Annotated in this window: 29 protein-coding genes; 20 read left to right on the top strand and 9 right to left on the bottom strand. The window is 64.0% G+C overall.

All coding sequences use genetic code 11. The annotated features are described in order from the left end of the window. The 3 genes from B7449_RS14790 to B7449_RS14780 all read left to right on the top strand — a co-directional run. Window positions 1–537, top strand: a 537-nt coding sequence (locus B7449_RS14790) for a glutamate--tRNA ligase family protein (protein ID WP_048883753.1), incomplete at its 5' end; no start/stop codon positions are given. A gap of 62 nt (window positions 538–599) precedes the next feature. Then, the gene (locus B7449_RS14785; protein ID WP_039734752.1) at window positions 600–1,802 is read left to right on the top strand and encodes a pyridoxal phosphate-dependent aminotransferase; all 1,203 of its coding nucleotides are present in this window, start codon (window positions 600–602) and stop codon (window positions 1,800–1,802) included. Between the two features lie 4 nt (window positions 1,803–1,806). Beyond that, window positions 1,807–3,033, top strand: coding sequence for a pyridoxal phosphate-dependent aminotransferase (locus B7449_RS14780; RefSeq protein ID WP_039734665.1), 1,227 nt, complete (start codon window positions 1,807–1,809; stop codon window positions 3,031–3,033). A gap of 16 nt (window positions 3,034–3,049) precedes the next feature. Here B7449_RS14780 and B7449_RS14775 read toward each other — a convergent pair whose 3' ends face one another. Beyond that, entirely contained in the window at window positions 3,050–3,529 is a 480-nt protein-coding gene (locus B7449_RS14775; protein ID WP_039734664.1) for a hypothetical protein, read from the bottom strand. Window positions 3,530–3,544: 15 nt separating this feature from the next. Continuing rightward, complete coding sequence (locus B7449_RS14770; RefSeq protein WP_039734663.1) at window positions 3,545–4,210, bottom strand: hypothetical protein; 666 nt, start codon at window positions 4,208–4,210, stop codon at window positions 3,545–3,547. A 417-nt stretch (window positions 4,211–4,627) separates the two neighbouring features. On the opposite strand from B7449_RS14770, the gene B7449_RS14765 reads away from it, so the two are divergent. Continuing rightward, the gene (locus B7449_RS14765) at window positions 4,628–5,203 is read left to right on the top strand and encodes a gluconokinase (protein ID WP_039734662.1); all 576 of its coding nucleotides are present in this window, start codon (window positions 4,628–4,630) and stop codon (window positions 5,201–5,203) included. Window positions 5,204–5,221: 18 nt separating this feature from the next. Here B7449_RS14765 and B7449_RS14760 read toward each other — a convergent pair whose 3' ends face one another. Both B7449_RS14760 and B7449_RS14755 read right to left on the bottom strand, forming a co-directional pair. After that, on the bottom strand, window positions 5,222–5,794 hold the full coding sequence (locus B7449_RS14760) for a cob(I)yrinic acid a,c-diamide adenosyltransferase (protein WP_039734661.1): 573 nt from the start codon (window positions 5,792–5,794) through the stop codon (window positions 5,222–5,224). A gap of 45 nt (window positions 5,795–5,839) precedes the next feature. Then, window positions 5,840–6,400, bottom strand: a complete 561-nt coding sequence (locus B7449_RS14755; RefSeq protein WP_039734660.1) for a DUF4142 domain-containing protein — start codon at window positions 6,398–6,400, stop codon at window positions 5,840–5,842. Between the two features lie 549 nt (window positions 6,401–6,949). Here B7449_RS14755 and B7449_RS14750 point away from each other — a divergent pair. Together B7449_RS14750 and B7449_RS14745 are read left to right on the top strand one after the other, a co-directional pair. After that, on the top strand, window positions 6,950–7,327 hold the full coding sequence (locus tag B7449_RS14750) for a DUF423 domain-containing protein (protein ID WP_039734659.1): 378 nt from the start codon (window positions 6,950–6,952) through the stop codon (window positions 7,325–7,327). Beyond that, window positions 7,324–8,274, top strand: a complete 951-nt coding sequence (locus B7449_RS14745) for an SAM-dependent methyltransferase (RefSeq protein WP_039734658.1) — start codon at window positions 7,324–7,326, stop codon at window positions 8,272–8,274. The genes B7449_RS14750 and B7449_RS14745 overlap by 4 nt, the downstream gene beginning before the upstream one ends. On the opposite strand, the gene B7449_RS14740 is transcribed toward B7449_RS14745, so the two are convergent. The 4 genes from B7449_RS14740 to B7449_RS14725 form a co-directional block, all read right to left on the bottom strand. After that, window positions 8,269–8,565 carry a hypothetical protein gene (locus tag B7449_RS14740; RefSeq protein WP_039734657.1) on the bottom strand — a complete coding sequence of 99 codons (297 nt, stop codon included), beginning with the start codon at window positions 8,563–8,565 and terminating at the stop codon, window positions 8,269–8,271. The two genes, B7449_RS14745 and B7449_RS14740, sit on opposite strands and share 6 nt — an antisense overlap. A 48-nt stretch (window positions 8,566–8,613) precedes the next feature. Beyond that, entirely contained in the window at window positions 8,614–10,287 is a 1,674-nt protein-coding gene (locus B7449_RS14735; protein ID WP_039734656.1) for a M3 family oligoendopeptidase, read from the bottom strand. A gap of 62 nt (window positions 10,288–10,349) precedes the next feature. Next, window positions 10,350–12,287 (bottom strand): OPT family oligopeptide transporter, encoded by a 1,938-nt coding sequence (locus B7449_RS14730; RefSeq protein WP_039734655.1) that lies wholly within the window; start codon window positions 12,285–12,287, stop codon window positions 10,350–10,352. A gap of 9 nt (window positions 12,288–12,296) precedes the next feature. Beyond that, window positions 12,297–12,875 carry a hypothetical protein gene (locus B7449_RS14725; protein ID WP_039734654.1) on the bottom strand — a complete coding sequence of 193 codons (579 nt, stop codon included), beginning with the start codon at window positions 12,873–12,875 and terminating at the stop codon, window positions 12,297–12,299. A 250-nt stretch (window positions 12,876–13,125) separates the two neighbouring features. Between B7449_RS14725 and ispH the strand changes: the two genes are divergently transcribed. Genes ispH through rnhA form a run of 3 tightly spaced genes read left to right on the top strand, consistent with a single transcriptional unit; the run spans window position 13,126 to window position 15,609 of the window. Further along, on the top strand, window positions 13,126–14,127 hold the full coding sequence (gene ispH, locus B7449_RS14720) for a 4-hydroxy-3-methylbut-2-enyl diphosphate reductase (protein WP_010512880.1): 1,002 nt from the start codon (window positions 13,126–13,128) through the stop codon (window positions 14,125–14,127). Between the two features lie 13 nt (window positions 14,128–14,140). After that, a complete protein-coding gene (locus tag B7449_RS14715; RefSeq protein ID WP_039734653.1) occupies window positions 14,141–15,109 on the top strand; it encodes a homoserine kinase in 969 nt (322 codons plus the stop codon). Then, window positions 15,109–15,609 (top strand): ribonuclease HI, encoded by a 501-nt coding sequence (gene rnhA / locus B7449_RS14710; RefSeq protein ID WP_039734651.1) that lies wholly within the window; start codon window positions 15,109–15,111, stop codon window positions 15,607–15,609. Before B7449_RS14715 ends, rnhA begins: the two co-directional genes overlap by 1 nt. A 77-nt stretch (window positions 15,610–15,686) precedes the next feature. On the opposite strand, the gene B7449_RS21105 is transcribed toward rnhA, so the two are convergent. Beyond that, entirely contained in the window at window positions 15,687–15,863 is a 177-nt protein-coding gene (locus B7449_RS21105; protein WP_158003639.1) for a hypothetical protein, read from the bottom strand. Here B7449_RS21105 and B7449_RS14705 point away from each other — a divergent pair. The 11 genes from B7449_RS14705 (at window position 15,862) to leuC (ending at window position 25,568) form a co-directional block, all read left to right on the top strand. Further along, the gene (locus tag B7449_RS14705) at window positions 15,862–16,767 is read left to right on the top strand and encodes a nucleoside hydrolase (RefSeq protein ID WP_039734650.1); all 906 of its coding nucleotides are present in this window, start codon (window positions 15,862–15,864) and stop codon (window positions 16,765–16,767) included. The two genes, B7449_RS21105 and B7449_RS14705, sit on opposite strands and share 2 nt — an antisense overlap. Window positions 16,768–16,946: 179 nt before the next feature. Beyond that, window positions 16,947–17,909, top strand: coding sequence for a phosphate ABC transporter permease subunit PstC (gene pstC / locus B7449_RS14700; protein ID WP_039734751.1), 963 nt, complete (start codon window positions 16,947–16,949; stop codon window positions 17,907–17,909). Beyond that, entirely contained in the window at window positions 17,910–18,821 is a 912-nt protein-coding gene (gene pstA, locus B7449_RS14695; RefSeq protein WP_039734649.1) for a phosphate ABC transporter permease PstA, read from the top strand. Beyond that, window positions 18,818–19,603, top strand: coding sequence for a phosphate ABC transporter ATP-binding protein PstB (gene pstB / locus B7449_RS14690; protein ID WP_039734648.1), 786 nt, complete (start codon window positions 18,818–18,820; stop codon window positions 19,601–19,603). The genes pstA and pstB overlap by 4 nt, the downstream gene beginning before the upstream one ends. Window positions 19,604–19,746: 143 nt before the next feature. After that, window positions 19,747–20,268 (top strand): periplasmic heavy metal sensor, encoded by a 522-nt coding sequence (locus B7449_RS14685; RefSeq protein ID WP_039734647.1) that lies wholly within the window; start codon window positions 19,747–19,749, stop codon window positions 20,266–20,268. Window positions 20,269–20,460: 192 nt separating this feature from the next. Further along, window positions 20,461–21,855 carry a signal recognition particle protein gene (gene ffh / locus B7449_RS14680; protein WP_039734645.1) on the top strand — a complete coding sequence of 465 codons (1,395 nt, stop codon included), beginning with the start codon at window positions 20,461–20,463 and terminating at the stop codon, window positions 21,853–21,855. Window positions 21,856–21,913: 58 nt separating this feature from the next. Then, the gene (gene rpsP / locus B7449_RS14675; protein ID WP_007399770.1) at window positions 21,914–22,258 is read left to right on the top strand and encodes a 30S ribosomal protein S16; all 345 of its coding nucleotides are present in this window, start codon (window positions 21,914–21,916) and stop codon (window positions 22,256–22,258) included. Window positions 22,259–22,303: 45 nt separating this feature from the next. Further along, window positions 22,304–22,855, top strand: coding sequence for a ribosome maturation factor RimM (gene rimM, locus B7449_RS14670; protein ID WP_039734643.1), 552 nt, complete (start codon window positions 22,304–22,306; stop codon window positions 22,853–22,855). Further along, window positions 22,852–23,598, top strand: a complete 747-nt coding sequence (trmD, locus tag B7449_RS14665; protein ID WP_039734641.1) for a tRNA (guanosine(37)-N1)-methyltransferase TrmD — start codon at window positions 22,852–22,854, stop codon at window positions 23,596–23,598. Before rimM ends, trmD begins: the two co-directional genes overlap by 4 nt. Before the next feature lie 31 nt (window positions 23,599–23,629). After that, window positions 23,630–24,025, top strand: a complete 396-nt coding sequence (rplS, locus tag B7449_RS14660) for a 50S ribosomal protein L19 (RefSeq protein WP_010506456.1) — start codon at window positions 23,630–23,632, stop codon at window positions 24,023–24,025. 139 nt (window positions 24,026–24,164) lie between these two features. Then, window positions 24,165–25,568, top strand: coding sequence for a 3-isopropylmalate dehydratase large subunit (gene leuC / locus B7449_RS14655; RefSeq protein ID WP_039734639.1), 1,404 nt, complete (start codon window positions 24,165–24,167; stop codon window positions 25,566–25,568). Window positions 25,569–25,570: the final 2 nt, after the last annotated feature.

Below are 25,570 nucleotides of genomic sequence, written 5' to 3'. Positions count from 1 at the left end.
GCCCCGGATGGCACGCTGGTCTATCCCGGTCCCTGCCGCCATATGGACCCCATGCGGCGGGCGGACCTGCTGGCGGCGGGTGTGCCCCATGCGCTGCGGCTGGATATGGGGGCGGCGATGACGCTGCCCGGTGCGCACGACCTGACATGGCATGAACTGGGCCACGGGCTGCGTGCATGCCGCCCGCAGCAGTTCGGGGACGTGGTGCTGGCGCGCAAGGACGTGCCCGCGTCCTATCATCTGTGTGTCACGCATGATGATGCGCTGCAGGGCGTAACCCTTGTAACGCGGGGGGAGGACCTGATGGCGGCGACGTCGCTGCACCGGCTGCTGCAGCATGTCATGGGCTGGCCCGCGCCGTGTTACAGCCACCATCCCCTGCTATGTGATGACACCGGCAGGCGGCTGGCCAAGCGCGATGGCGCGCTGTCCATCCGCGCGATGCGCGCGGCGGGTATGACGCCACGGCAGGTATATGCCGCCGCGGGCCAGCCCGATCACATATCTGCTGTTTCCACGGCAGCGTGTTCGCACTAGGCTATGTGCCCGTTGCCCGGCAGTATGCCGGATATTTTTCACTGTTGATGGATCTTGATATCATGGATCTTACCGCCGCCCGGCTGGACCGGATCAGCCCCAGCCAGACGATCGCCATCTCAACCAAGGCGCGTGCGCTCAAGGCGGCGGGAAAGGATATTATCAGCCTTTCCGCCGGTGAGCCGGATTTCGACACCCCCGATACCATCAAGAAAGCGGCCATGCAGGCTATCGCCGCAGGTGAGACCAAATACACCGATGTCGCGGGTACGCCCGCCCTGCGCCGGGCGATTGCCGAACGGTTCCGCACCGATAGCGGCCTGGATTACACGTGGGACGAGGTGATCGTTTCCAACGGCGGCAAGCAGATCATCTATAACGCCATGGTGGCGACCATCAATCCGGGTGATGAGGCCATCATCCCCGCGCCGTGCTGGGTGTCCTACCCCGATATCGTCTCGCTGGCCGAAGGCACGCCGGTCATCGTGCCGTGCAGCGTGGAAAACGGCTTCAAGCTGCAGCCTGCCGAACTGGAGGCCGCGATTACACCGCGTACCCGCTGGCTGCTGCTCAATTCCCCCAACAACCCGACAGGCGCGGCCTATTCCGCCGAGGAAATGCGCGGCCTGTGTGACGTGCTGCTACGCCACCCCAATGTGTGGATCCTGACCGACGATATTTACAACAAGCTGGTCTATGACGGCTTCCGCGCCCCTACGGTAGTGGAGGTGGAACCCCGCCTGCGCGATCGCACGATCACCATGAATGGCGTGTCGAAGGCCTATGCCATGACCGGCTGGCGTATCGGCTATTCCGCCGCCCCCGTGCAGATGACGCGCGCGATGAACAAATTGCAGAGCCAGTCCACATCCGGCCCGTGTTCGATCAGCCAGGCGGCGGCGGTGGAAGCCCTGACCGGGTCGCAGGATTTCATTGGCACCATGGTCAGCACATACCAGGCGCGGCGTGACCTTGTGGTCAGCATGCTGAACGAGGCCACGGGCCTGCACTGCCCCGTGCCGGAAGGGGCGTTCTACGTCTTCCCGTCGCTTGTCGGCTGCCTGGGCAAGACCAGCGCGGGCGGGACGCTGATTGAGACCGACGAAGCGTTCGTCACCGCCCTGCTGGATGAGGAAGGCGTGGCCGCCGTGCATGGCAGCGCGTTCATGTTCGCGGGGCATTTCCGCATTTCCTACGCCACCGATACCGACAGCCTGCGGGAAGCCTGCCTGCGTATCCAGCGTTTCTGCGCCGGGTTGCGGTAAGGGGATGGATATGGATGCGGCCCAGACCCATCCGCTGTTCGCGCAGCGGATGGAGCGCCTGACGGTACCGGCCACCATCGCCATGGCCCAGCGCGCGCGGAACCTGCGGGCCAGGGGGGAGAAAGTGCTCTCCCTTGCGCTGGGGGAACCGGATTTTCCCACCCCCGCCGCGGTAATCGAGGCAGCGCACCGCGCTGCACTGGACGGGCAGACGAAATATCCGCCCGTTGATGGCACGCCCGCGCTGAAGGCGGCCATCGCGCGCAAATTCGCACGCGAAAACGCGCTGGATTACGCCCCTGCCGAAATTATGGTGTCGAACGGCGGCAAGCAGGTCATTTTCAACGCATTCATGGCGACGGTACAGCCGGGCGATGAAGTGGTCATTCCCCGGCCATACTGGGTCAGCTATCCGCTGATCGTGCAGATGTTCGGCGGCACCCCGGTCTATGCCGACTGCCATGAAGCCGATGGCTTCCGCCTGACGGCACAGGCGCTGGACGCTGCGATCACGCCCCGCACCAAGTGGCTTGTCCTGAATTTTCCCAACAATCCTACGGGCGGGACGATGGGGCAGGCCGACCTTGAAGCCGTGGCCGAGGTCCTGCGCCGTCATCCCCACGTCCATGTCCTGTCGGACGAGATATACGAACACCTGCTGTATGACGGGTTGCAGCACCACTCCCTTGCCGCCGTGGCCCCCGATCTCAAGGGGCGCATCCTGACGCTGAACGGCGTGTCGAAAGCCTATGCCATGACCGGCTGGCGCGTGGGGTACGTGGGTGGCCCCACGCCCCTGATCCGCGCCATGACGGCGATACAGGGCAGCGCCACATCGGGCATCTGTTCCATAAGCCAGGCGGCGGCAGCGGCGGCGCTTGATGGTCCGGCGGACATTATCGCGCAGATGTGCGCGGTCTATGCCCGCAGGCGGGAAATGGTGGTTTCGACCCTGCGCGCCATACCGGGGCTGACCTGTACCATGCCACATGGGGCATTTTATGCCTATCCCGGCATTGCGGGATGCATGGGCCGCGTTTCGGCAGGTGGCCAGCGGCTGGAAACGGATCAGGATTTCGCCATTGCCCTGCTGATGGAACAGCATGTGGCGGTGGTGCATGGTTCGGCCTTCGGGCAGGGGCCTTACCTGCGGCTGTCATACGCCACCAGCGATGATATCCTGAAGGAAAGCTGTGCGCGGATCGCGCGGTTTGTCGATGGCCTAACCTGACGCGTCGTTGCCGTGCTCAGTCCGGGTCGGGCGAGGGGGGGCAGAGCAGGAACACCCCCTCCGTCACGATGGCGGGCAGCAGCGGCATGGCCAGCGGCAGTCCCGACAGGCCAATCGCCCCGGCGGATGCAACGCATGCCCCCATGTACCCCGTGCGGCCGCCCAGCCGTTCCGCAATGACAAACAGGAAGACGGCGGACAGTTCCAGGACGGCCGCCCCGCCCAGCCGCAGGGGGTGCGCCTGTGTCTGCGTGCCCATGTCCGACAGCAGACGCAGCAGGGCCGGGGACTGACCCTGTTCCCCGCCCAGGCCGAACATGAACGAAAAAGGCAGGATCAGCACGCCGAGTATATCGCGCAGCAGGTTCACCAGCCCGCTGACCAGCGGCAGCAGCACCAGTATCGCCAGACTGGCGGTGGTGCAGGTCGCGACAATGACAAGTCCGACCTGACGCTGCCGTGCTGCCGGATTATGCTGGGGGCCCGACGCGCTCATGTATGCGTGCCGTGATTACCGCAGCCACCACTTGACGGGTTCGGGTTCATCTGCCGGGGTGGCGTCATCCGGTGCGGCGGCTGGCGGCTGGGCGGCGGCGGTGCGGGTTTCCACCGTGCGCTGTTTCGCCTTCAGGCGGTTCAGTTCTTCATGCAGGTGGCTGTTTTCTTCATTGGCATTGTACAGTTCGGCGCGCACGCTCAGTAATTCGGCGTCCTGTGCGGCCAGTCTGTTTTTGTGTTCCGCCGCGATGACATCGGCATGGCCAATGCGCGTGGTCAGGGAACGGATCTGTGCCTGTGCTTCCGACAGGCGAAGTTCGGCCTGTTCGCGCAGCTTCTGTTCAAACTGGACCTTGTGGCGCAGCTGTTCGATTTCGCTGCGGTCATCCTGCTGCGCATGGATTGCGCGCGGTGTCGCGCGACCTGTGGCTAGGGAGTGATGTTCGACCCGCACATCGCCATCCTGCACGAATTTGCGCCGGCGCTGCGTGGGGTCGGCCTGACGGGCCGGGCGTGGCTTGTTTGCCACCGTCTTGCCGCCGCCTGTGCCGCGGGGGGATGGCTTGCCCTTTCCCAGTCGCTCAAGGGCCTGCCGGAACGCGGATTCATTTACTTCTTCCCGATGGGCATTCTGGTCTTCTTCTTTCGGGAAGGAAAGAAAATCGTTATATGATGACACAGCAAAACTCTCGATAACTCAATGCACCAGCGTGGTGTGGCTGAAATTATATTTAGGAATCTTTTCCTACAACCAGTGTACCAATGGTGCCTGTTTTTAGGTGATTGAAGGATCATATAATTCCTTATCCCCCTGCCGCGCAAGGGTATAAATAATAATATAACAAAATAACATTATATTTATTATGCGAAGATATTTTTGAAGTAAAATTATACTGAAATAAGGTAATAAATAACAGAAAACAAATAAAGTTATCTATACATATCTATTGATTCGTGAATTATTTTATAAAAAATGCACCTTATATTCCGCTATCATGTAGCGCAACGGCGGCCGCTCTCTTGCGTTCAGGCTGCCGATTGGTCCAGATAAAAGGACCGATACGGGTTTTCATGATAATATCCGACAGGATACGGAATGTGTGACATGGACCAGCAGACAGCTTTGGTTTCCCTCTCCCACAGGCTCAGGCAGGCGGGCCGGCCATGCGTGCTGATCGTCATGGGGGTTTCAGGCTGCGGCAAGAGTACCGTGGCCCAGCTTATGGCGGAACGTCTGGGCTGGCCGGTGATCGAGGGCGATGACCTGCATCCTGCGCACAATATCGCCAAGATGAGCAACGGCATCCCCCTGACGGATGAAGACCGCGCCCCCTGGCTGGACTGCATTGCGCGGCAGGTGCGTGAATGGGGGGATGCGGGGCAGTGCGGGATCGTGACCTGCTCATCGCTCAAGCGGATGTACCGCGAGCGTATCAGTGGCGGCAGCCATGATGTCTGTTTTGTCTACCTCAAGGGCAGCAAGGAAGACATTGCTCCCCGCCTGCGGCAGCGCACCGGGCATTTCATGCCTGTCGCCATGCTGGACAGCCAGTTTGACACGCTGGAGGAGCCGGACATGGAAGATGAGGTGGTCATGGAACTGGATGTCAACGCCCGACAGGATCATCTGGCGGAACAGGCCTGCGCGCATCTGTCCACCCTGCCGAAGTGATCTGTCCGACCCGTCCGGTCAGGCAGGATCGGGCGGGGGCGTGGCGGGGGCCCATGTCAGGTCGGCCGTCCCGTTGTCATTCAGGTGGCGGCCCAGCACGAACAGGTAATCCGACAGCCGGTTCATGCAGGCGGGAATGTCCGTGCCGATATCTTCCCCGTGCGCCAGTGTGGCCAGTCGCCGTTCCGCGCGCCGTACGACGGTGCGCGCCAGATGGGCATGGGCGGCTGCAGGCGTGCCGCCGGGCAGGATGAAGCTGCGCAGCGGCGGGATGTCGGCGCGCAGGCGTTCGATTTCGGTTTCCATGGCCTCCAGGGCCGCGGCGGCATGGGCAAGCGGGCGTGGCGGGCTGGCGGGCATGCAGACCGCGCCGCCAATATCAAACAGCAGTCCCTGTATCCAGGCGATGAACGTGGCGTTACGGCCCGCGGGCAGGGTGCCGCGCAGCAGGCCGATGACGGCATTGGCCTCATCCAGCGCGCCGAGGGCTTCAATCCGCGCTGAATCCTTGGGTACGCGCTTTCCGTTGCCCAGCGCGGTCTGCCCCGTGTCCCCGCCGCGTGTCACGATCCGGTCGATGCGAATGGCCATGAATGATCCTGCCTGTAAATCCGGCGTCCTGCCCTGTGGTCGCGCTTAGCGGGAGGGCTTGTTCGCCCCCAGTTTCATGGCTTCCTTCAGGTGGGCCTGAAGCGTATCCGCCGTGGAGGAGGCATATGCCTTCAGTTCCGGGTCGGAGGCGGATTCCGCCTCGTTCTGGAACATGGCCAGCGCATCGCTTGCCGCCTGTGCCTCCAGATCGAGGTAGGTGCGGTCGAATTTGCCCCCGTTCTGTGTTTTCAGGTCATTTGCGACCTGTTCTTCATCCGGGCTCATGTCCTTGTGCAGTTCCAGCCCGTGCTTCAGCGTCATGGCCGCCAGGGTGGTCTGGTTCGTTGTGTGCATTTTCAGCGATTTTTCAGCGAATTCCTGCAATTTGGGACGTTTGGCCTGGGTTGTGGCCATTTTTGCAATGGTCATCTCGAAAGTGTTCAGCGCGGACACGTTTTCAGCAAACGTAGAGTCTGATTCCGTCAGTGGCGGCAGGGTCGGTTCCGCCGCTGTTGCCGCTGCGGGGGCCGGGGCGGGGCGTGCCATGGCTGCGACAGGAAGAAGGCTGACAGATGCGCAAAGGAACCAGACTGCGTATTGTTTCATGTTGTCGTCTTCCTAACGTGTGAAATTCAGGCCGTTTTACTGAACGTCACCCCGGTTTATCAGCTTTGATGGGGCAGACAAAGCGGCCATGCGGGACGCATGACCCTGTCGCAATGATTTTCTGGCAGGGTTCATGTTGTAATTCATGAATATAGAGACGAAAAGATCATAATAAATATATGCCATTTAATGATAAAGTAGACTGAATTTCCACATAAATAAATATAATTAATCTTTTTTCAGGATCGTTCCGGTTGCATTTTCTTGTGCAGCAGGCCGGGATAGCCCTTTTCGGTAGTCGTATCATTGTCATGGGGCAGGATGGGCGCACGATCATCCTGTTCCGGCAGTAATGATTCGGATTCAGTAAAGGGCAGGGCGGCAGACGTGCATCGTGGAGGCATGTCCGCATGAATGGAATTTCATGAAATCATTCCCTCACGACAGCTTCCCGCAGGCGTGGCCTATACGATGGACCCATGCGCGGAGTAGGGTGGCCCGCCCGTGTCCGATGCGGGTTGTCACCCTGTTTTGCGGATGTTCCGAAGAATGCCTACAGTTGTCAGGTTCCTGTTATGTTTTGCGGCGCTGGCCGCGTTTTCCGGTGTTATGGGGGGCGCACTGACCGCACATCTGCCTGACCATTTCTTCGCCGAAGGGGGACGTGAAATGGCCCGTCAGGCCATACAGATGCAGATGTGGCACGCGCTGGCCATCATCGGCATCTCGGTCCTGATGATCCAGCAGGGATGCAGGGTGCTGGTGTCGGTTTCCGGCTGCCTTATGGCGGTGGGTACCGTCCTGTTCAGCACGGGCGTCGCGCTGACGGCATTCTGGGGCATTCATCCCGGTCCGGTCGCGCCCACGGGGGGCAGCATGCTTATGCTGGCGTGGCTGCTTCTGGCCGTGGGGGTCATGCGGTCATGACCACAACGGACGTTATGCCGCCAGCATGGCCGGTGCGCAGCGCCTATCTGGCGCCGCCGGGGTTCGAGGCGGTCATGGCGCAGGAACTGGCCCGGCACGGGGCGGGCGACCTGTGCTGGCACGGACGGCTGGCGCTGTCTGCCCTGCCGCCCGTGCCGTGCCTGTGGGCGCTGGATATATGGGATGCGCCGGAGGAACATGCCGTTCCCTCCATCAAGGGGGCGGCGCGCATCATGCGGGCGATCCAGCGCAACTGGGCCGGATACGCGCCCACGCTGCACCGTCGCAGCGCACTGGTGACCGATGCCCTGCCGCCCGTGCGGCCCCGGCCGTTTACCTTTCCCGCAGCCGCGCCTGATGCCCATCTTGGGGCGTGGACGCTGCTGTCCGCCGACCGGCTGCTGCTGTCGCGCACCAAGTCCTCGCCTTTCGTGAATGGTGAGGTTCCGTTTGTCGAAAACCGCACCGACCCGCCCTCGCGCGCCTATCTCAAGCTGTGGGAGGCGCTGCTGCGTCTGGGGCGCTGGCCGGTGGCGGGGGAAACCTGCCTTGACCTTGGGGCCTGTCCCGGCGGGTGGACATGGGTCGCGGCCAGCTCCGGGGCGCATGTCACCGCCATCGACCGCTCACCCCTTGCCGAAAACGTGGCGGGACTGCCCAATGTGACGTGCCGGTACGAAAGCGCGTTCGGTCTGGACCCGGAAAGCTGTGATCCCGTGGACTGGCTGTTTTCCGATATCATCGCCTATCCCGCCCGCCTTCTGGCGCTGGCGCGGCGGTGGATCGCCGCGGGCCGCGCGGCGCGTATTGTCATGACCATCAAGTTCCAGGGTGAAACCGATCATGACACGGCGGATGCCTTCGCCGCCATTCCCGGCGGCCGCGTGCTGCACCTGTGGCACAACAAGCACGAACTGACCTTTTTCTGGCAGCGTGATCCGTTATGAGGAGGAACGGCGGCGGCTGATCAGCCTGTCCGCCACTTCCACCACCCCGATCGCCAGCAGGCAGCACACAAGGGCTACGGCCATCACGATCAGGCGTTCCTGTTCGGTTGCGTCATTCGCCCCGGCCAGACGGTACAGGGCCAGCCACATGCCGGTCCCGGCAATGCGGTCCACCGCGCCCGCCACGGTGGCGCTGAAACGCAGGCTGAGCATGAACAGTCCCGTCAGCACAAGCACCGCCAGCGTCTTGCACACGGTCCGGGTAACGGTCGGGGGCGGGTTGGAAGACATGGCTTCCCCTTGATGAAAATGGCGGGCATGCCCCGCATGCGTCCGGTATCAGGCGTTCAGGATATCGCGCGCCGTGCGGACCACATCAGCCAGCGTGCCCGGCTGGAAGGGTGACTTCAGCCCTGCTGAACGGACCAGCCGGGTAAAGGGTTGCGCCCCACCCTGCGCGCACAGCGTGACATAGGCCTGCAATGCGCCATCCATGTCCGTGCGGCTGCGGATCCAGAACTGCATCGCGCAGCACAGCGCCAGCGCGTAATCAATGTAATAGAAGGGCGAGCGATAGATATGCCCCTGCGCCTGCCACCGTCCCCCCATGGCGGGGTGGGACAGGCCGCCATAGTTGCGCCACGGAAGGTAATGCTGTTCCAGCCTGCGCCATGTGGCGTGGCGTTCGGCTGGCGTCATGGCGGGGTTGGCGTAGATTTCGGTCTGGAAGTGATCGACGCATACCCCATACGGCAGGAACGACAGGGAGGAGATCAGGTGCATCTGCCGGAACCGCTCACCCTGTCCCGGTTCCACCATCAGGTCGATATGGGGCCATGTCAGGAATTCCAGCGCCATGGAATTGATTTCGGCCCCGTCCATGGTCGGCCACAGCAGGTCAACGGCGGGCAGGCTGCGGCTTTTCCAGTTCTGGTAGGCATGGCCCATTTCATGGGTGAAGACGTTGATGTCATGCTGCGTGCCGTTGAAATTGGCAAAGATGAACGGCATGCCCACCGTGGGGAAGGACGTGCAGAACCCGCCACCGGCCTTGCCGGGGCGGTTGACCAGGTCCAGGTAGCCGCCATCGCGCATCTGTCCAAAAAACGGACCCAGATCACCACCCATGCGGTCAAACATGGTCTGCGCGCGCGTCAGCAGCACGTCATGGTCGCCTGCCGGGCGTGGATTGCCCTTCGGGTCGATCAGGGGTTCGTCCCATGAATACACGGCGTCCCACCCCATCGTCGCGCACCGCCTGCGCAGGATGTCATGGACCAGCGGAACGACGTGTTCATGCACATCGGCACGGAAGCGCGCGACATCCGCAGGGCCGTAATCGACCCGGCGCATGCGGCGGTACGCCAGCGGGATATAGGTGTCATATCCCAGCGTTTCCGCCATGCCGTGGCGCAGGCGCACCATCTGGTCAAACAGGGTATCGAGGCGCGTGGCGTTCTGTTCAAAAAACGCCCACCGGACCCGCTCGGCCTCGTGACGCATGGCGCGGTCGGTGCTTTCGGCATACGGGGCAAGGCCGGACAGGTTGACGTGGGTACCATCGATCTCCACGCGCGCGCTGGCCAGAAGGGCGGTGTATTCGCCACTCAGCCGGGCTTCTTCCTCCAGCGCGTCGGCAATGCGGGGGTCGAAGGTGGTGATGTCGGTCCGCCACAGTTCCAGCGTATGCGGGGTCACCACCTGGGCCACCGCCGTGGGGTCGGGATATTCCAGCAGCCTGCGCTTCAGCGCGACTTCATGCGCCGTGACATGCGGCGTCAGGGCATCGGCATAATCGCGGTCGGCGCGGGCGTCGGGGCTGGTGGTGTCCTGTGCAAAGCGCAGGTCAACCAGTGCGGACCAGCTTTCATAATCACGGCGGATCGTGTCGAACAGGCGGGCGGCGTCCGGCACGTTGCCCTGGTCCAGCAGGGTCGAGACCTGACCAAAACGCAGCCCGAGCGCGTCGCGGGTGGGGCGGGGGAAATCAAGGCTGTCAAAATGGCGGAACATGCGGGGCAGGGTGCCACGGAAACCTTTCCTGCGTCCATGCCCATGCCCGATTATCTGGCGTGCTATCTGCGGGGCGGTCGCAACTGCATCATGCAGAACCAGATGCACAGCGCGCAGAACGCGGCCAGCCCCGCAAGGCTGGTCGCTGTCGCACCCATGCCGGGGGGCAGAAGCGAAAGCGGGCTGTCACGCCCGCTCAGCGCGGACAGGCCAGCCAGCATCACCCCCATCAGGCTTTCCCCCACGATCAGGCCCGATGCGATCATGGTGCCCTGATGGCGGCCCGCCCCGCCGTTCAGGCGCGTGACGACATGACCCAGTATCGCACCAATGGCCAGCGTGGCCGAAACGCTCATGGGCAGGTAGATGCCAACCCCCACCGCCAGCGGCGGCAGCGCCCCGCGACCGGTGCGGCGCAGGCAGGCATCGATCCCGATCAGCACGCATCCCGCCCCCATGCCAGCCAGCAGCATGTTCCAGTCAAGCTGGTGCAGGAAAATGCCCGATGTGATCAGCAGCAGCAGCGCAGGTTGCGGGGCCGCCAGCGCGCGGGTCGCATCCATGCCGGCATGTGGCATTGCCCCCACGAAGCCATAGGTCTGGTACAGCACGTTCAGCACCGGTGGAATGATGACGGCCCCGGTCACGCAGCCGATCAGCAGGACGGCTTCCTGCTTCCACGGCGTGGCCCCGACCATGCGGCCGGTTTTCAGGTCCTGCAGGTTGTCATTGGCGATCGCGGCGGACGCAGTGATGGCGGTCAGGGCATACAGGCAGAAACCGATGGCGAACTGCTGGCCGTCGGTGCCCGCGAACAGCCCCAGCGCGCGCAACGCCACGAACACGCAGGACAGGCCCATCGCGGCAAGGATGATGACACCGGAAATGGGGGATGAGGACGATCCCACCAGTCCCGCCATGTACCCACACGCCGCCGCCACGAACAGCCCGACGCCCACGCAGCACGCCAGTCCCGCCCCCGTGGCCGCCAGCGCAGGCAGGGTACCTGCGGAGGCATGGGCGAATACGAAAAACAGGCTGCCGATCACCAGCAGCGCGCCCCCCGCGACCATGCGTATGGCGCGGGGCGACAGGTCGGTTTCGGTGGGGCAGGCGTTGACCGCGCCCTGCGTGCGCTCCAGCAGCGCACGCACGCTGTCCAGTAGCGGCCGTCCCATGCGCGCCACCGTCCATATGGCGGCGATCCCGATCAGCCCCACGCCAATGAAGCGGGCCCTGTCTTTCCACAGGCTGGTGGCGAACGCCCCGGCAGGCAGGCCCGTCGGGTTGGGCTGGATGTGGGCCATGGCGGGAATGACGACTTCCCATGTCAGTATCGCCCCCAGCAGCATCGCGATGCCGCCTTCCAGCCCGACCAGATAGCCCGCGCCCAGCAGCGCAGGCGAAAAACCCGCCGAAAAGCGGAAGGCCGACATGCCCCATACGGCGGTCGCCGTCATGCCATCCCCCAGCACGCGCAGCCCGGTGGAGGCGAATGTCAGGGCAGCGGCCAGCATGCCGCCATTCAGCAGCGCGCGGATGCCGCCCCGGTCCTCGGCTGCCGCACCCGCACGCAGGATTTCGGCAGCCGCCACCCCTTCGGGAAAGGGCAGGACCGGGTCCGCCAGCATGACCCGGCGCAGCGGGATGGTGAACAGTACCCCCGTCATGCCGCCCGCCGCCGTAAGGGCCGCCGTCATGACGAAGGGAAAGCGCTGCCACACCCCGGCCATGACCAGCGCGGGCAGGCTGGCGAACACGCAGGCCAGCGTGCCCGCGGCTGAAGCCTGCGTCTGCACCAGGTTGTTTTCAAGGATCGTCCCCCCGCCCATCAGCCGCAGCACCGCCATGGAAATGACGGCGGCGGGGATGGAGGTGGCGATGGTCAGCCCGACCCGCAGCCCCAGATAGACGTTGGACGCGGTGAAAACGACGGTGATCAGCGCACCGATCACGATGCCGCGCCATGTCAGTTCGGCCTGTGGGGAATGTCCGGCCAAGGCGGCCCCTTACATCTTGTGGAAGGTTGGCATGACCAGGTGCGCGCGGTTGAAGTCAAGCTGCGCCTTGGTCAGCTGGAAGCCGATCTCGATATGGTACTGGTCGCTGTGGATATGCCGCGATACCGGCAGGGTGATGGGAATGTTGCGCGTATGGGTCAGGTCCTGCATGCGCCCGTCGTCAAACGATACGTGGGCCACGAATTCCTTCTTGCTCTTGATCTCGCCATTGAACACCACGGCGACGAAATACGGGATGTTGACGAAATTCACGTTCGACGCCGGGCCGCGTTCCACATGCAGCCCGATTTTCATGTTGGTCATGACGCTGCGGTGCTCGCCCGCTTCGCATGATCCGACCACGCGCGTCAGGCTGGCGCGCGCGACAAGGTGGGTCACGTCATGGTCGTTGCCGGAATACTGGTAGTAGTCGGCCGCCTCACCGGGGATCTCCACCACGGGGCAGGCAGGCGCGAAATCGATCGAATCGGATTCGCTTGAACAGGCCGCCAGCAGGGGGACGGCGCCCAGCATGCAGAATTTCAGGGCGCGTCGTGACAGGCGCGACAGCGGGAAGGCAGGAATCATGCGGGTATTCCGGGTTGGTCAGGGGTGGACAGAATCCCGCCCTGCGGGGTGTGGTCGGGGAACAACGCGACGGTGGCAGGGCGACGGGGGAGGACAGGCATGGCACAGTACGTTAGGATCAACGGGAAAATGGCTTGCGCCATTGCCGCGGTTTGCGTAGGGCCGGACCATCGCACGGGATACCGGCGCCGGAACTGTAGCAGATCGCGGCCCGTATCCTATACCGCCCGCCGGATGTTTGGGGAACACCATGCCCGACCAGATGATTCATACGCCCGATAATACCGCCCCCACCGAGGCGGCGCCCCGTGTCCTGAAAGTACTGCTGGCTGGCCCGCGCGGGTTCTGCGCCGGTGTCGATCGCGCCATCCGTGTGGTGGAAGAAGCGATCCGCCGTTATGGCGCGCCGGTCTATGTCCGGCACGAAATCGTCCATAACCGCACCGTTGTCGAGGCGCTGGAAGCGCAGGGCGCGATCTTTGTCGAGGAACTTGATGAAGTGCCCGCCGATGGTCAGGTCGTGTTTTCCGCCCACGGCGTGCCCAAGACCGTGCCGGCCGAAGCCATGCGCCGCAACCTGCTGTATCTGGATGCGACATGCCCGCTGGTGTCCAAGGTCCACCGTGAGGCCGAGCGCCACTTTGCCGATGGCGGGCCGGAAAGCCGCCATATCCTCATGATTGGGCATGCGGGCCACCCCGAAGTGGTCGGCACGATGGGCCAGCTTCCCCCGGGCGCGGTCACCCTGATCAACGACGCCGAGGAAGCGCGCACCGTCCAGCCGGCCGATCCCTCGCGTCTGGCGTTCATTACCCAGACCACGCTTTCGGTCGATGATACGGCGGAAATCGTGGATATCCTGCGTGATCGCTTCCCCCTGATCGAGGGGCCGCGGCGCGAGGACATCTGCTACGCCACGACCAACCGGCAGGAAGCGGTCAAGGCGATTGCGCCGGGCTGTGACCTTGTGATCGTGATCGGCTCGCCCAACTCCTCCAATTCCCAGCGCCTGCGCGAAGTGGCCGAACGCTCGGGCGCGCCGCGCGCGCTGCTGGTGCCGCGCCTGAACGCGCTGGACTGGTCGGCGCTGGACGGTGTTGGCACGCTGGGAATCACCGCGGGCGCGTCCGCGCCGGAATCGCTGGTGCAGGAAATGGTGGCGGCCCTTGCCAAGCGGTTCACGCTTGAGATCGAGGAAATTACCGTCAAGGAAGAAAACGTGGCCTTCCGCCTGCCGGCGCCACTGGGCTGAACCGTATCGTTACATGGCAGTCTATACCGAAGTGCCGGAAGATGCGCTGGCTGCGTTTCTGGAAGGCTATGACATCGGCAGGCCCGTCGCCTGCCACGGCATTGCGGAGGGTGTGGAAAACAGCAATTTCCTGCTGAAGACCACACAGGCCACCTTTATCCTGACGTTATACGAACGTCGGGTAAACCCGGATGAACTGCCATGGTTCCTCGGGCTCATGCAGTATCTGGCCCGGCATGGCCTGTCGTGCCCGCTGCCGGTTGCCGACCGGCAGGGGCGCACGCTGCGCACGCTGTGCGGGCGTCCCGCCGCCATCACCACCTTCCTGCCCGGCGGCTGGTTGCGGCAGGTCAGCGTGGACATGTGCGCGCAGGTGGGGGACGCGCTGGCGCGGCTGCACCTGCTGGGGGAGGGCTACGTTGCCGAACGCCCCAATTCCATGGGGCCGCAGGCATGGACGGACCTGCTGCAGGCCTGTCGGGCGGGGGGGGATGATGTCCGCCCCGGCCTTGTGCGCACGATCGGGGAGACGCTGGCGCGCGTGCTGCCTGCATGGCCCGGCACGGGCAACAACCCGTCCCTGCCGCGTGGGCAGATCCATGCTGACCTGTTTCCCGATAATGTCTTTTTCCGTGATGGCCGACTGTCGGGCATCATCGATTTCTATTTCGCCTGCACGGACTGGTATGCCTACGATCTGGCGATTACCATCAATGCCTGGTGCTTTGATGACGACATCCGTTTCGTGCCCGCGCGTGCCCGCGCCATGGTGGAAGCCTACCGCCGCGTACGCCCGCTGGAGGATGCGGAGGACGTGGCCCTTGCCACCCTTGCCACCGGGGCCGCCATTCGCTTCACGCTCACGCGGCTGTACGACTGGATCAACACCCCCGTGGATGCGCTGGTGACGCGCAAGGACCCGCTGGATTACCTGGCGCGCATGGAATTCTTCGCGTCCCGCATGGATGAAGGGTTCCTGTGATGAACGAGGACGTCGCTCCCGCTGAAAACGCTCCCGCCGCCACCGACCTGGTGGAAATCTGGACCGATGGGGGGTGCAAGCCAAATCCCGGACCCGGTGGCTGGGGCGCATTGCTGTGTTATCGGGGGCAGGAACGCGAACTGTCGGGTGGCGAGGCGGAAACCACCAATAACCGCATGGAACTGACCGCGGCGGCCGAGGCGCTGGAGGCGCTCAAACGTCCCTGCCGCATCGTGCTGCATACCGACAGCGAATACGTGCGCAATGGCATAACGCGGTGGAGCACGGGCTGGGTGCGGCGCAAGTGGCGCAATGCATCCGGTGATCCGGTGGCGAACATGGATCTGTGGCGGCGGCTGCTGGATGTCAGCGCGAAGCACGACATCGAATGGAAATGGGTCCGTGGCCATTCCGGTGACGTGAACAACGAACGCGTGGACCAGCTTGCCACTGCCGCGCGCGATGCGATGGGCATTCCCTATCCCAGACGCGGGAAATGAGGGGTGGGGCCCTGCCCCTCATGGCCACGCGGCTATTCCTGCCAGGATGTTTCTGGTGAAGCTGTTTTCAAAAAGCTTCACCAGATGCCCTGTTTTTGAAAAAAGACGGCCATAAAGGCCTTTGCCGTTCCTGTCAGCGGGCAGCAGGTCCGTGATCCTGTAATGACAGTCGCGATATGTGGATGTTGACGGAACTGTTGTAACACGTCACCACGATCGGTAATCGCGCAACCCAATGCAGGACGGATGCTCATGACACGCCCCATCATTCTTGACCTGACACCCGGCGCGCAGGGAATGGCGACCCTGCTGGCGGCGCTGCAGGTGCCAGACCATGTGCGTCCGGTGCTGGTGCTGTTCAGCGGCAGGGCGGCCGAGGTCACGGTGGCGCTGGCCCACGCACGCGACCTGTTGCACCAGTACGGGCTGGAGGATGTGGCGGTGCATGCGGGCTGTCCCGGGCCGATGGTGCAGGACGGGGGTGCAGGCGGTGATCTGCCCGCGGGGCAGGACGGCCTGGGGGCGCTGCATCTGGCGCAGGCCGTGCGTGCCTGTCCTCCGGACAGCGTGAGCATCTGCTGTTCCGGTCCGCTGACCACGCTGGCCCTTGCGCTGGTGCAGGCGCCCGATATCGGCACGCACCTGCACGGGGTGATTGTGGATGGCGGGGCATTTCATGTGCATGGCGACGCCACGTCAGTGGCCGAACGCAACATCGCGGCCGATCCGGAAGCGGCAGCCACGGTGCTGGCGGCGGGCGTGCCCGTTACCCTCGTGCCGCTGGACTGCACGGCGCGCCTGAAGGCGGATGCGGTGTGGATGGAACAGCTTGAACCGATGGGGCGCGTGCCGGCTTCGGTCGCGGGCCGGGTGCATGCGGAACTGGTGGCGGCACGCAACGGGGGCGCACGGGGCAGCGGGGTGGACGTGTCGCTGCGTGCGGTGGCCCCGCTGCTGGCGCTGCTCGGCCCGGGGATTTTCAGCGGCCATATGGCGCATGTCGATGTGGAATGTCGCGGGGCGTTTACCCGTGGCATGACCGTCGCGCGGCGCATGGGACCGCCGGGCGTGCAGCCCAATGTGCTGCTGCTGGACCGCATGTCGGTCGATGCGGGGCGCGGCGTGCTGCGCGACCTGCTGCTGAGCGCGCGGAAATGACCGGCGCGAGCCATCGGAATTGCACAAAAATACAACGATCTGGTGCAAACTTGGGCTACAGGCGATCATGACGGTTGCAGAACCGCCGCTCCGTCCAGTATTGGTCCCCGCATTCCGGTGCGTCCGTGGGCGCGAGTGTTGAGAACAGTGAAGCGTGTGGCGGCGCGGAGGTCTTCTGTATGGATCGGTCTGCAACATCCCCTTCAGCCCTGACGGGGGTGGTGAGGGGAAACGGTGACGCCGTATTCGCCGCCATTGTGCGTTGCGCCGCCGCCCTGATCCTGCTGGGGCTGGGGGGCATGGTGGCCGTCATGGCGTGGGGCGCGCGCGGCGCGTTCGCGACGTTTGGCCCGGCCTTCATCGTGGACAAGGCGTGGAATCCCGTTACCCAGCATTTCGGCGCCGCCGCCCCCGTATTCGGCACGCTGGTCACGGCCCTGCTGGCCATTGCGCTGGCGGTGCCGCTGGCTTTTGGCATTGCGGTCTGGCTGACGGAAATCGCATCGGCCCGCATTGCCGGTGTCATCGGCACGCTTATCCAGCTTCTGGCGGCGGTGCCGTCCATTATTTTCGGCATGTGGGGGTTTGCCGTGCTGGTGCCCTTCATGGCGCATTACGTGGAACCGTTCGCCAGCCATACGCTGGGGCGCGTGCCGGGGATCGGCCCGCTGTTCCGGGGCGCGCCCTATGGCACCGGCTTCCTGACGGGGGGCATGATCCTTGCGGTCATGATCACGCCATTCATTTCCGCCGTCATGCGCGACGTGTTCCTGTCCATGCCCGCCGTGCTGAAGGAAAGCGCCTACGGGCTGGGCATGACGCGGTGGGAAGTAGTGCGTCGCATCATCCTGCCCTGGTCGCGCACGTCCGTGGTGGGAGGGATCATGCTGGGACTGGGCCGCGCACTGGGGGAGACGATGGCGATCACGTTCGTCATCGGCAATGCGAACCATATCGGCTGGTCGCTGTTTTCGCCCGGTAATACCATTGCATCTCTGATTGCGCTGGAATTTCCCGAAAGTGCTATGGGAAGTCTCAAGTTTTCGTCGCTGATGGCCGCGGGTTTCCTGCTTATGCTGATTTCACTTGGAACACTGGTCTGTTCGCGGCTGCTGCTGCGCACCCGGGCGGCGGGCCGATAGATGGCTGGCCGGGAGAATGCGGCAGCCGTGGCGACCTCCGCGCCATGTGCCTCCGGCCGGTGGCAGGGCGACAGCCTGTCCGACATGCGCCGGCGCATGGTGGACCGGGTGGCGACGGGCCTGTGCTGGCTTGCCACGATCCTTGTGCTGCTCATGCTGTTTTCCATCCTGTTCGTGCTGGTGCGCAACGGGCTGGGTGGGCTGCGCTGGGTCACCTTCGTGCATGTCACCCTGCCGCCGGGGCAGGGGGGCGGTCTTGCCAACGCCATCGTAGGCAGCCTGATCCAGACCGGGCTGGCCGTGCTGATCGGTGCGCCGGTGGGGCTGCTGGTCGGGATCTACCTTGCGGAATTTACGGCCACGGACGGGCGGTTCATCAACCTGGTCCGGTTCATATCCGACCTGCTGCTGTCCGCGCCGTCCATTCTGGTAGGGCTGTTCATCTACATGATCGTTGTGGTGCCGACAGGGCATTTTTCCGGCATGGCGGGGGCGCTGGCGCTGTCCATGCTGGTGGTGCCGGTCGTGGTGCGCACAACCGAGGACATGCTGCGTCTGGTGCCGCTGTCCATGCGTGAGGCGGCGATCGCGCTGGGCGCGCCACGGTGGCGGGTCATCCTGTTTGTCTGCCTGCGCGCCGCGCGTGACGGGGTGGCGACGGGCATCCTGCTGGCCCTTGCCCGTGTGTCGGGCGAGACGGCGCCCCTGCTGTTCACCTCGCTTGGCAACATGAACTGGTCGGTGTCCCCCGCCGCCCCCATGGCCAGCCTGCCGGTGACCATCTACCAGTATGCCGGCGCGGCGTACGAGGACTGGACCGCGCTGGCGTGGACCGGGGCGCTGCTGATTACGGCAGGTATCCTTATGATCAACATAACCGTGCGGCTTGGGCTGGGACGTAACAGGAAATGAACATGACAGTGGCAGAAAAACAGCCGGTGCCAGCCGCGATTTCAGTGCGTAATCTCGATTTCTATTATGGCGCGAACCATGCGCTCAAGAATATCTCGATCGATTTCCCACAGGGGCAGGTGACGGGCATGATCGGCCCGTCCGGATGTGGCAAGTCCACGCTGCTGCGTGTGCTCAACCGCATGTACGACCTTTATCCCGGCCAGCGCGCGACGGGGGAAGTCATTTTCGATGGCTGCAACATCCTTGGTCCGAAGGTGAACCTGAACGTGCTGCGCGCCCGGGTCGGCATGGTGTTCCAGAAGCCCACGCCGTTTCCCATGTCGATCTATGACAACATCGCCTTTGGCGTGCGGCTGCATGAACGCCTTGACCGTACCGCCATGGATGCGCGGGTGGAGGATGTGCTCAAGCGCGTCGCCCTGTGGCCCGAGGTGCGCGACAGGCTGCACGATTCGGCGGCGGCGCTGTCGGGGGGGCAGCAGCAGCGCCTGTGCATCGCGCGGACCATCGCGACCCGGCCCGAAGTCGTCCTGCTTGATGAACCGACCAGCGCGCTCGATCCCGTGTCCACCGCCCGGATCGAGGAACTGCTGGATGAACTGAAGGCGGATTTCACCATCGCCATCGTGACCCATAACCTGCAGCAGGCCGCGCGCTGCGCCGATCAGGTGGCTTTTTTCTATATGGGGGAGGTGGTGGAAGTCGACAGCGCCGACCGCATGTTTACCGCGCCGCGTGAAAACCGCACGCAGGATTATATTACAGGCCGTTTCGGATAGGGCTGCATGCCTTACATTTTGTAGCAAGGTTTGCACACATTGAACATGTCCGCTGGTGTAGCGTTACGCTTACAGGCCTTGCATGATGACCGCGCGCCATGCAGGGTAGAAGGTAAGTTATAACAGGAGTAGACTAGGTCCCCATGATGAAGAAAATGATTCTGGCCGCCACGATCGTTGGCGGTATGGCTGCAGGTTTCTCCGGTCAGGCCGTCGCCGCGCATCACCATGCTCCCCCGCCGCCGCCGGGTGGCTGCGGCATGATGGGTGGTCCGGGTGCCCCCGGTGGCTTCGGCATGCCGTTCCTTGGGAACGTGCAGCTGACCTCCGCGCAGCACAAGAAGCTGAAGGCCATCCTGCAGGACAGCCATCCTGATTTCCGTGCCGACATGGAAAAGGAACACCAGCTCCACAAGCAGATCCAGGACCTGCTGGTCGTGCCGGGCAAGGTTGATGAAGCCCAGATCGTCAGCCTGCAGCAGCAGATCACCGCGATTCACCAGCAGCATGAAGCTGGTCGCCTGCAGACGGCCATCCGCATTCATGACATCCTGACCACGGACCAGCTGAACCAGATCCGTGACACGCAGGACAAGGTTGCCAGCCTGCATGAGCAGCTGCGTGCGCTGACGGCCCCGCCGGCGCCGGAAGATGCCAAGAAGTAAGATGCTTCGCCTGCTTCATGCAGGCTGAGGGTTGGAAAGCGGCTGCCCGGTATGCGCCCGGGCAGCCGTTTTTTTATGCCTGTCCCGTAATGCTTGACATGGCAGGGGGACAGGGGATAAATCCCACCAACAATCAGGCACGTCACTTCGCGAGGGTTCGCGCAGTGGCGCGTCCTCTTTTGGGGAAATACGTTGTTCGAAACCCTGTCAGGCAAGCTTTCCGGTGTGTTCGATGGCCTCGCCAAGCGCGGAGCCCTGTCGGAAGCCGATGTTACGGAAGCCATGCGCGAGGTGCGTCTGGCCATGCTGGACGCCGACGTGGCGCTGCCTGTCGTCAAGGATTTCGTCAACAAGGTCCGTGAACGCGCCGTGGGGCACGAGGTGCTGGACAGCATCTCCCCCGGTCAGGCCGTCGCCAAGATCGTCAATGACGCGCTGATTGATGCGCTGGGCGGCGCAGGCGCCGTTCCCCTCAACCTGAACGCGGCCCCGCCCGTGCCGATCCTGATGGTCGGCCTGCAGGGGTCGGGCAAGACCACCACATCGGGCAAGATCGCGCGCCGCCTGGCACAGCGTGAGCGCAAGAAGGTGCTGCTGGCCAGCCTGGATACCCAGCGTCCGGCCGCACAGCTGCAGCTGGCGCAGCTGGCTGAACGTGCGGGTGTGGCGTCGCTTCCGATCATTGCGGGGCAGACCCCGGTCCAGATCGCGCAGCGTGCGATGGATACGGGACGGCGCGAGGGGTATGACATCGTCATCCTCGATACCGCCGGTCGCCTGTCGATCGACGAGGCGCTGATGGATGAGGTCCGCGCCATCCGTGCCGAGACCGATCCCGCCGAAACCCTGCTGGTGGTCGATGCCATGACCGGGCAGGACGCGGTCAATACCGCCAAGGCCTTTAACGAGGCCGTGGGCGTGACCGGCGTTGTCATGACCCGTATGGACGGCGATGCCCGTGGTGGCGCCGCCCTGTCCATGCGCGCGATCACGGGCGCGCCGATCAAGCTGACCGGTTCGGGCGAAAAGCTGGACGCGCTGGAGGAATTCCATCCCGAGCGTGTCGCAGGCCGTATCCTGGGGCTGGGCGATATCGCAGGCCTGGTGGAAAAGGCCGCCGATACCCTGGATCATGAGGAAAGCGAGAAGCTTGCCCTCAAGATGATGCAGGGCAAGTTCGATCTTGACGATTACGCGGCGCAGATCCGCCAGATCAACAAGATGGGCTCGATTTCCGGCATCCTCGGCATGCTGCCCGGCATGGGCAAGCTGAAGGATGCGCTGGGGGACAAGGAACTTGATACCTCCGTCCTCAAGCGCCATCAGGCCATCATTTCATCCATGACCCGCAAGGAGCGGCGCACGCCCTCCATCATCAAGGCGTCACGCAAGAAGCGCATCGCCGCCGGGTCGGGCACGACCGTGCAGGAGATCAACCGTCTGCTCAAGCAGTATGACTCCATGGCCTCCATGATGAAGCGGTTCAGCAAATTGGGGGTGAAGGGCCTGATGCGTCAGGGCCTGTCAGCCCTCATGCCCAATGGGGGGCGGCCCCCCGGTGGCGGCGGGCGTCCGCCGTTCGGCTGATCCCATAACGTCGTTTCCGTTTTCTCTTTTGTCTTTTTTCTGTCTGGAGAAGTCTTAAATGAGCCTCAAGATCCGTCTCGCCCGCGCCGGTGCGAAGAAGCGTCCCTATTACCACATCGTCGTGGCTGACAGCCGCTCCCCGCGTGATGGTCGCTTCATCGAGCGCGTAGGGTCCTACAACCCGATGCTGCCGTCCGACCACGCCGATCGCGTGCGTCTGGTTGCCGAGCGCATCACCCACTGGCTGTCCAACGGCGCGCTGCCGACCGACCGCGTGGCCCGTTTCCTGGGTAACGCAGGCCTGGCGCCGAAGCCGACCTGGAACGAGCAGCCCAAGAAGTCCGCGCCCAAGAAGCGTGCGCAGGAACGTGCCGCCGCCGCTGCTGCAGCAGCCGCAGCGTAAGGTTGCTGGCGCGATAGACAGGCAGGAAAGGCAGGCAGTCATCCCATGAACCGCGATCATGTCCTGATGGGTGTGGTGGGTCGTCCGCATGGCGTGCGGGGGCTGGTGCACGTGCACAGCTACACCGCCGTGGCGGAAGACCTGGCCACCTATGACGGGCTGGTCGATGACCTTGGTCGCCCGTGGCGGCTGTCATGGCATGGCAACGGCATTGCACGGCTGCATGACGCGGCAGGCCATGCCATTGACAGCCGCGAAGCCGCCCGGAAGATGGTCAACCGCAAGCTGTACGTGCCCCGCGGCAGCCTGCCCGAACCCGATGAGGACGAATTCTATTTCGCTGATCTGGTCGGGCTGGAAGCACGCGAACAGGGCACGGATCGCGTGGTTGGACGTGTGGCCGCCGTACATGACTACGGCGCGGGCACCAGCCTTGAAATCGATGGCCCGGGTGGCAATATCCTGCTGCCATTTACCGAAGGTTGCGTGCCGGTGGTGAATGTTGGCGCGGGATGGATCGCCATCTGTCAGCCTGATGAGATCGAGGTTCCCGTCGAATGCTTTCCCGGTACCGCAGGGCAGGGGGACGCGCCATGACGTGGCAGGCGACGGCGCTGACGCTGTTTCCCGACATGTTCCCGGGCACTTTGGGCCATTCACTGGCCGGACGCGCGCTGGAGCGTGGCATCTGGTCGGTGGAGGCGCGTGACATGCGCGACTACGGGCTGGGGCGGCATCGGGTGGTGGATGATACGCCGTTTGGCGGCGGGGCAGGCATGGTCATGCGCCCCGATGTCGTGGCGAGCGCCATTGCCGATATTGACCTGGCGGGGCGACCGCTGGTCTATCCCACGCCGCGTGGACGGCGGCTGATGCAGGCGGACATCCGCCGGTATGCGGCGGGTCCGGGTGTCGTGGTGCTGTGTGGGCGGTACGAAGGGGTGGATGAGCGCGTGCTCGAAGCCTCGGGTGCTGAACAGGTCTCGATAGGGGATTACGTCCTGTCGGGCGGGGAAGTGGCGGCGACCGTGCTGCTGGATGCCTGCGTGCGGCTGCTGCCGGGCGTGATGGGATCGGGCGAAAGCGCGGTCGAGGAAAGCTTTTCCGACGGTCTGCTTGAATATCCGCTTTATACCAAGCCGGCACAATGGGACGGGCGCGACGTGCCCGAAGTCCTGCTGTCCGGTCATCATGCCGCGATCGCAAAATGGCGACGCGCGGCATCCGAGACGGTGACGCAGGCGCGTCGGCCGGACCTGTGGGCCGCCTACCGGGCGGGTACGGGTCAAGACATTTCCCGGACCGCTGGCCCCTGTGGCGATGCGGACCGGCTGAACTGAACATGAAATCCTATCGAACGAGGACCGGATCATGAACATCATCCAGAAGTACGAGGCGGAAGAGATCGCCCGCCTGACCGCCAAGCGCGCCGTGCCGGAATTCGCACCGGGCGACACCGTGCGCGTCGGCGTGGAAGTGGTTGAAGGCACCCGCAAGCGCGTGCAGAACTACGAAGGCGTTGTGATCGCCCGCTCCAACAAGGGCCTGAACAGCAACTTCACCGTGCGCAAGATTTCCAACGGTGAAGGCGTGGAGCGTGTGTTCCCGCTGTACTCCCCCACCATTGCGGACATCACGGTTGTCCGTCGCGGTGTGGTCCGTCGCGCGAAGCTGTATTACCTGCGTGGCCGTCGCGGCAAGTCCGCCCGTATTGCCGAGCGCAAGCGTGAGGTTGCTGCCCCCGCAGCCACCACTGCTGCCGAGTAATACGCCGACCCTTCGCCCGTTTCCCGCCAGGCATGGTGGAAACGGGCGAACCGTTTCATGCAAGAATTCATGGCTGCCCGTTGCGTGCGTATCCTGCGCGTGATGGCGGCCTGTTTCCGTCCGGGAGAGGAATAGCAAGATGGCCCCGCGCACATTGTTCGACAAGATATGGGACAGCCATGTGGTCGAAACCCTCCCGGACAAGACGGCCATCCTCTACATCGACCGTCACCTTGTGCATGAAGTCACAAGCCCGCAGGCGTTCGAGGGGCTGCGCCTGAGCGGCCGCCGCCTGCGTCACCCGGATGCCACGATCGCGGTGGTGGACCATAACGTGCCTACCTCCGACCGGACCCTGCCGATCGAGGAAGCTGACAGCCGCAACCAGATCGAGACGCTGGAACGCAATGTCAGGGAATTCGGCGTGCCGTATTTTCCGCTGCTGTCCGCGCGTCAGGGCATCGTGCATGTGGTGGGGCCGGAGCAGGGGATTTCCCTGCCGGGCATGACCATCGTGTGCGGCGACAGCCATACCTCCACCCACGGTGCGCTGGGGGCACTGGCGTTCGGTATCGGCACGTCCGAGGTCGAGCACGTGATGGCGACCCAGACCATCCTGCAGAAGCCCGCGAAGAACATGAAGGTCGTGGTCGAGGGACAGGTCGGCCCCGGCGTGACCGCCAAGGACATCATGCTGGCGATCATCGGCCATATCGGGACTGCGGGCGGCACGGGGCATGTGATCGAATTCGCGGGGTCCGCCATTCGTGAACTCGACATGGCGGGTCGCATGACGATCTGCAACATGTCGATCGAGGCAGGCGCCCGCGCGGGTCTGGTCGCACCTGACGAGACCACGTTCGAATATGTCCGTGGCCGTCCCTTCGCGCCAAAGGGCGAGGCGTTTGACGAAGCCGTCGCCTACTGGAAGACGCTGGCATCCGACGAAGGGGCCCATTACGACCGCGTGGTGGAACTGCGCGCGGAAGACATCACGCCCGTGCTGACATGGGGCACCAGCCCCGAAACCGTCATTCCCGTGACCGGAAACGTGCCCGATCCTGCCAGTGAAGCCGATCCGTCGCGGCGCGCGCAGATGCAGCGCATGCTGGACTATATGGGACTGGAAGCCGGGCAGAAGATCGCGGGCACGCCGGTCGATGTCGTGTTCATAGGCTCCTGCACCAACAGCCGGATCGAGGACCTGCGCGCTGCAGCCAGCATTGCGGCGGGCCGCAGGGTCGCGCCCGGTGTGCGGGCGATGATCGTGCCCGGGTCGGGCATCGTGAAGGCGCAGGCGGAAGAAGAGGGGCTGGACAAGGTGTTCCTCGAGGCCGGGTTTGAATGGCGCGAGGCCGGGTGTTCCATGTGTCTTGGCATGAACCCCGACCGGCTGACGCCAGGGCAGCGTTGCGCATCCACCTCCAATCGTAATTTCGAGGGCAGGCAGGGCCCTGGCGGTCGCACGCACCTGCTGTCCCCCGCAATGGCCGCTGCCGCCGCCGTGACCGGAACCCTGACTGATGTGCGGGAGCTGATCTGACA

This window comes from Komagataeibacter intermedius TF2, from assembly GCF_000964425.1.
Taxonomy (GTDB): domain Bacteria; phylum Pseudomonadota; class Alphaproteobacteria; order Acetobacterales; family Acetobacteraceae; genus Komagataeibacter; species Komagataeibacter intermedius.
Note: the sequence above shows the minus strand (reverse complement) of the source record. Positions and strands in the feature narration are given on the sequence as shown.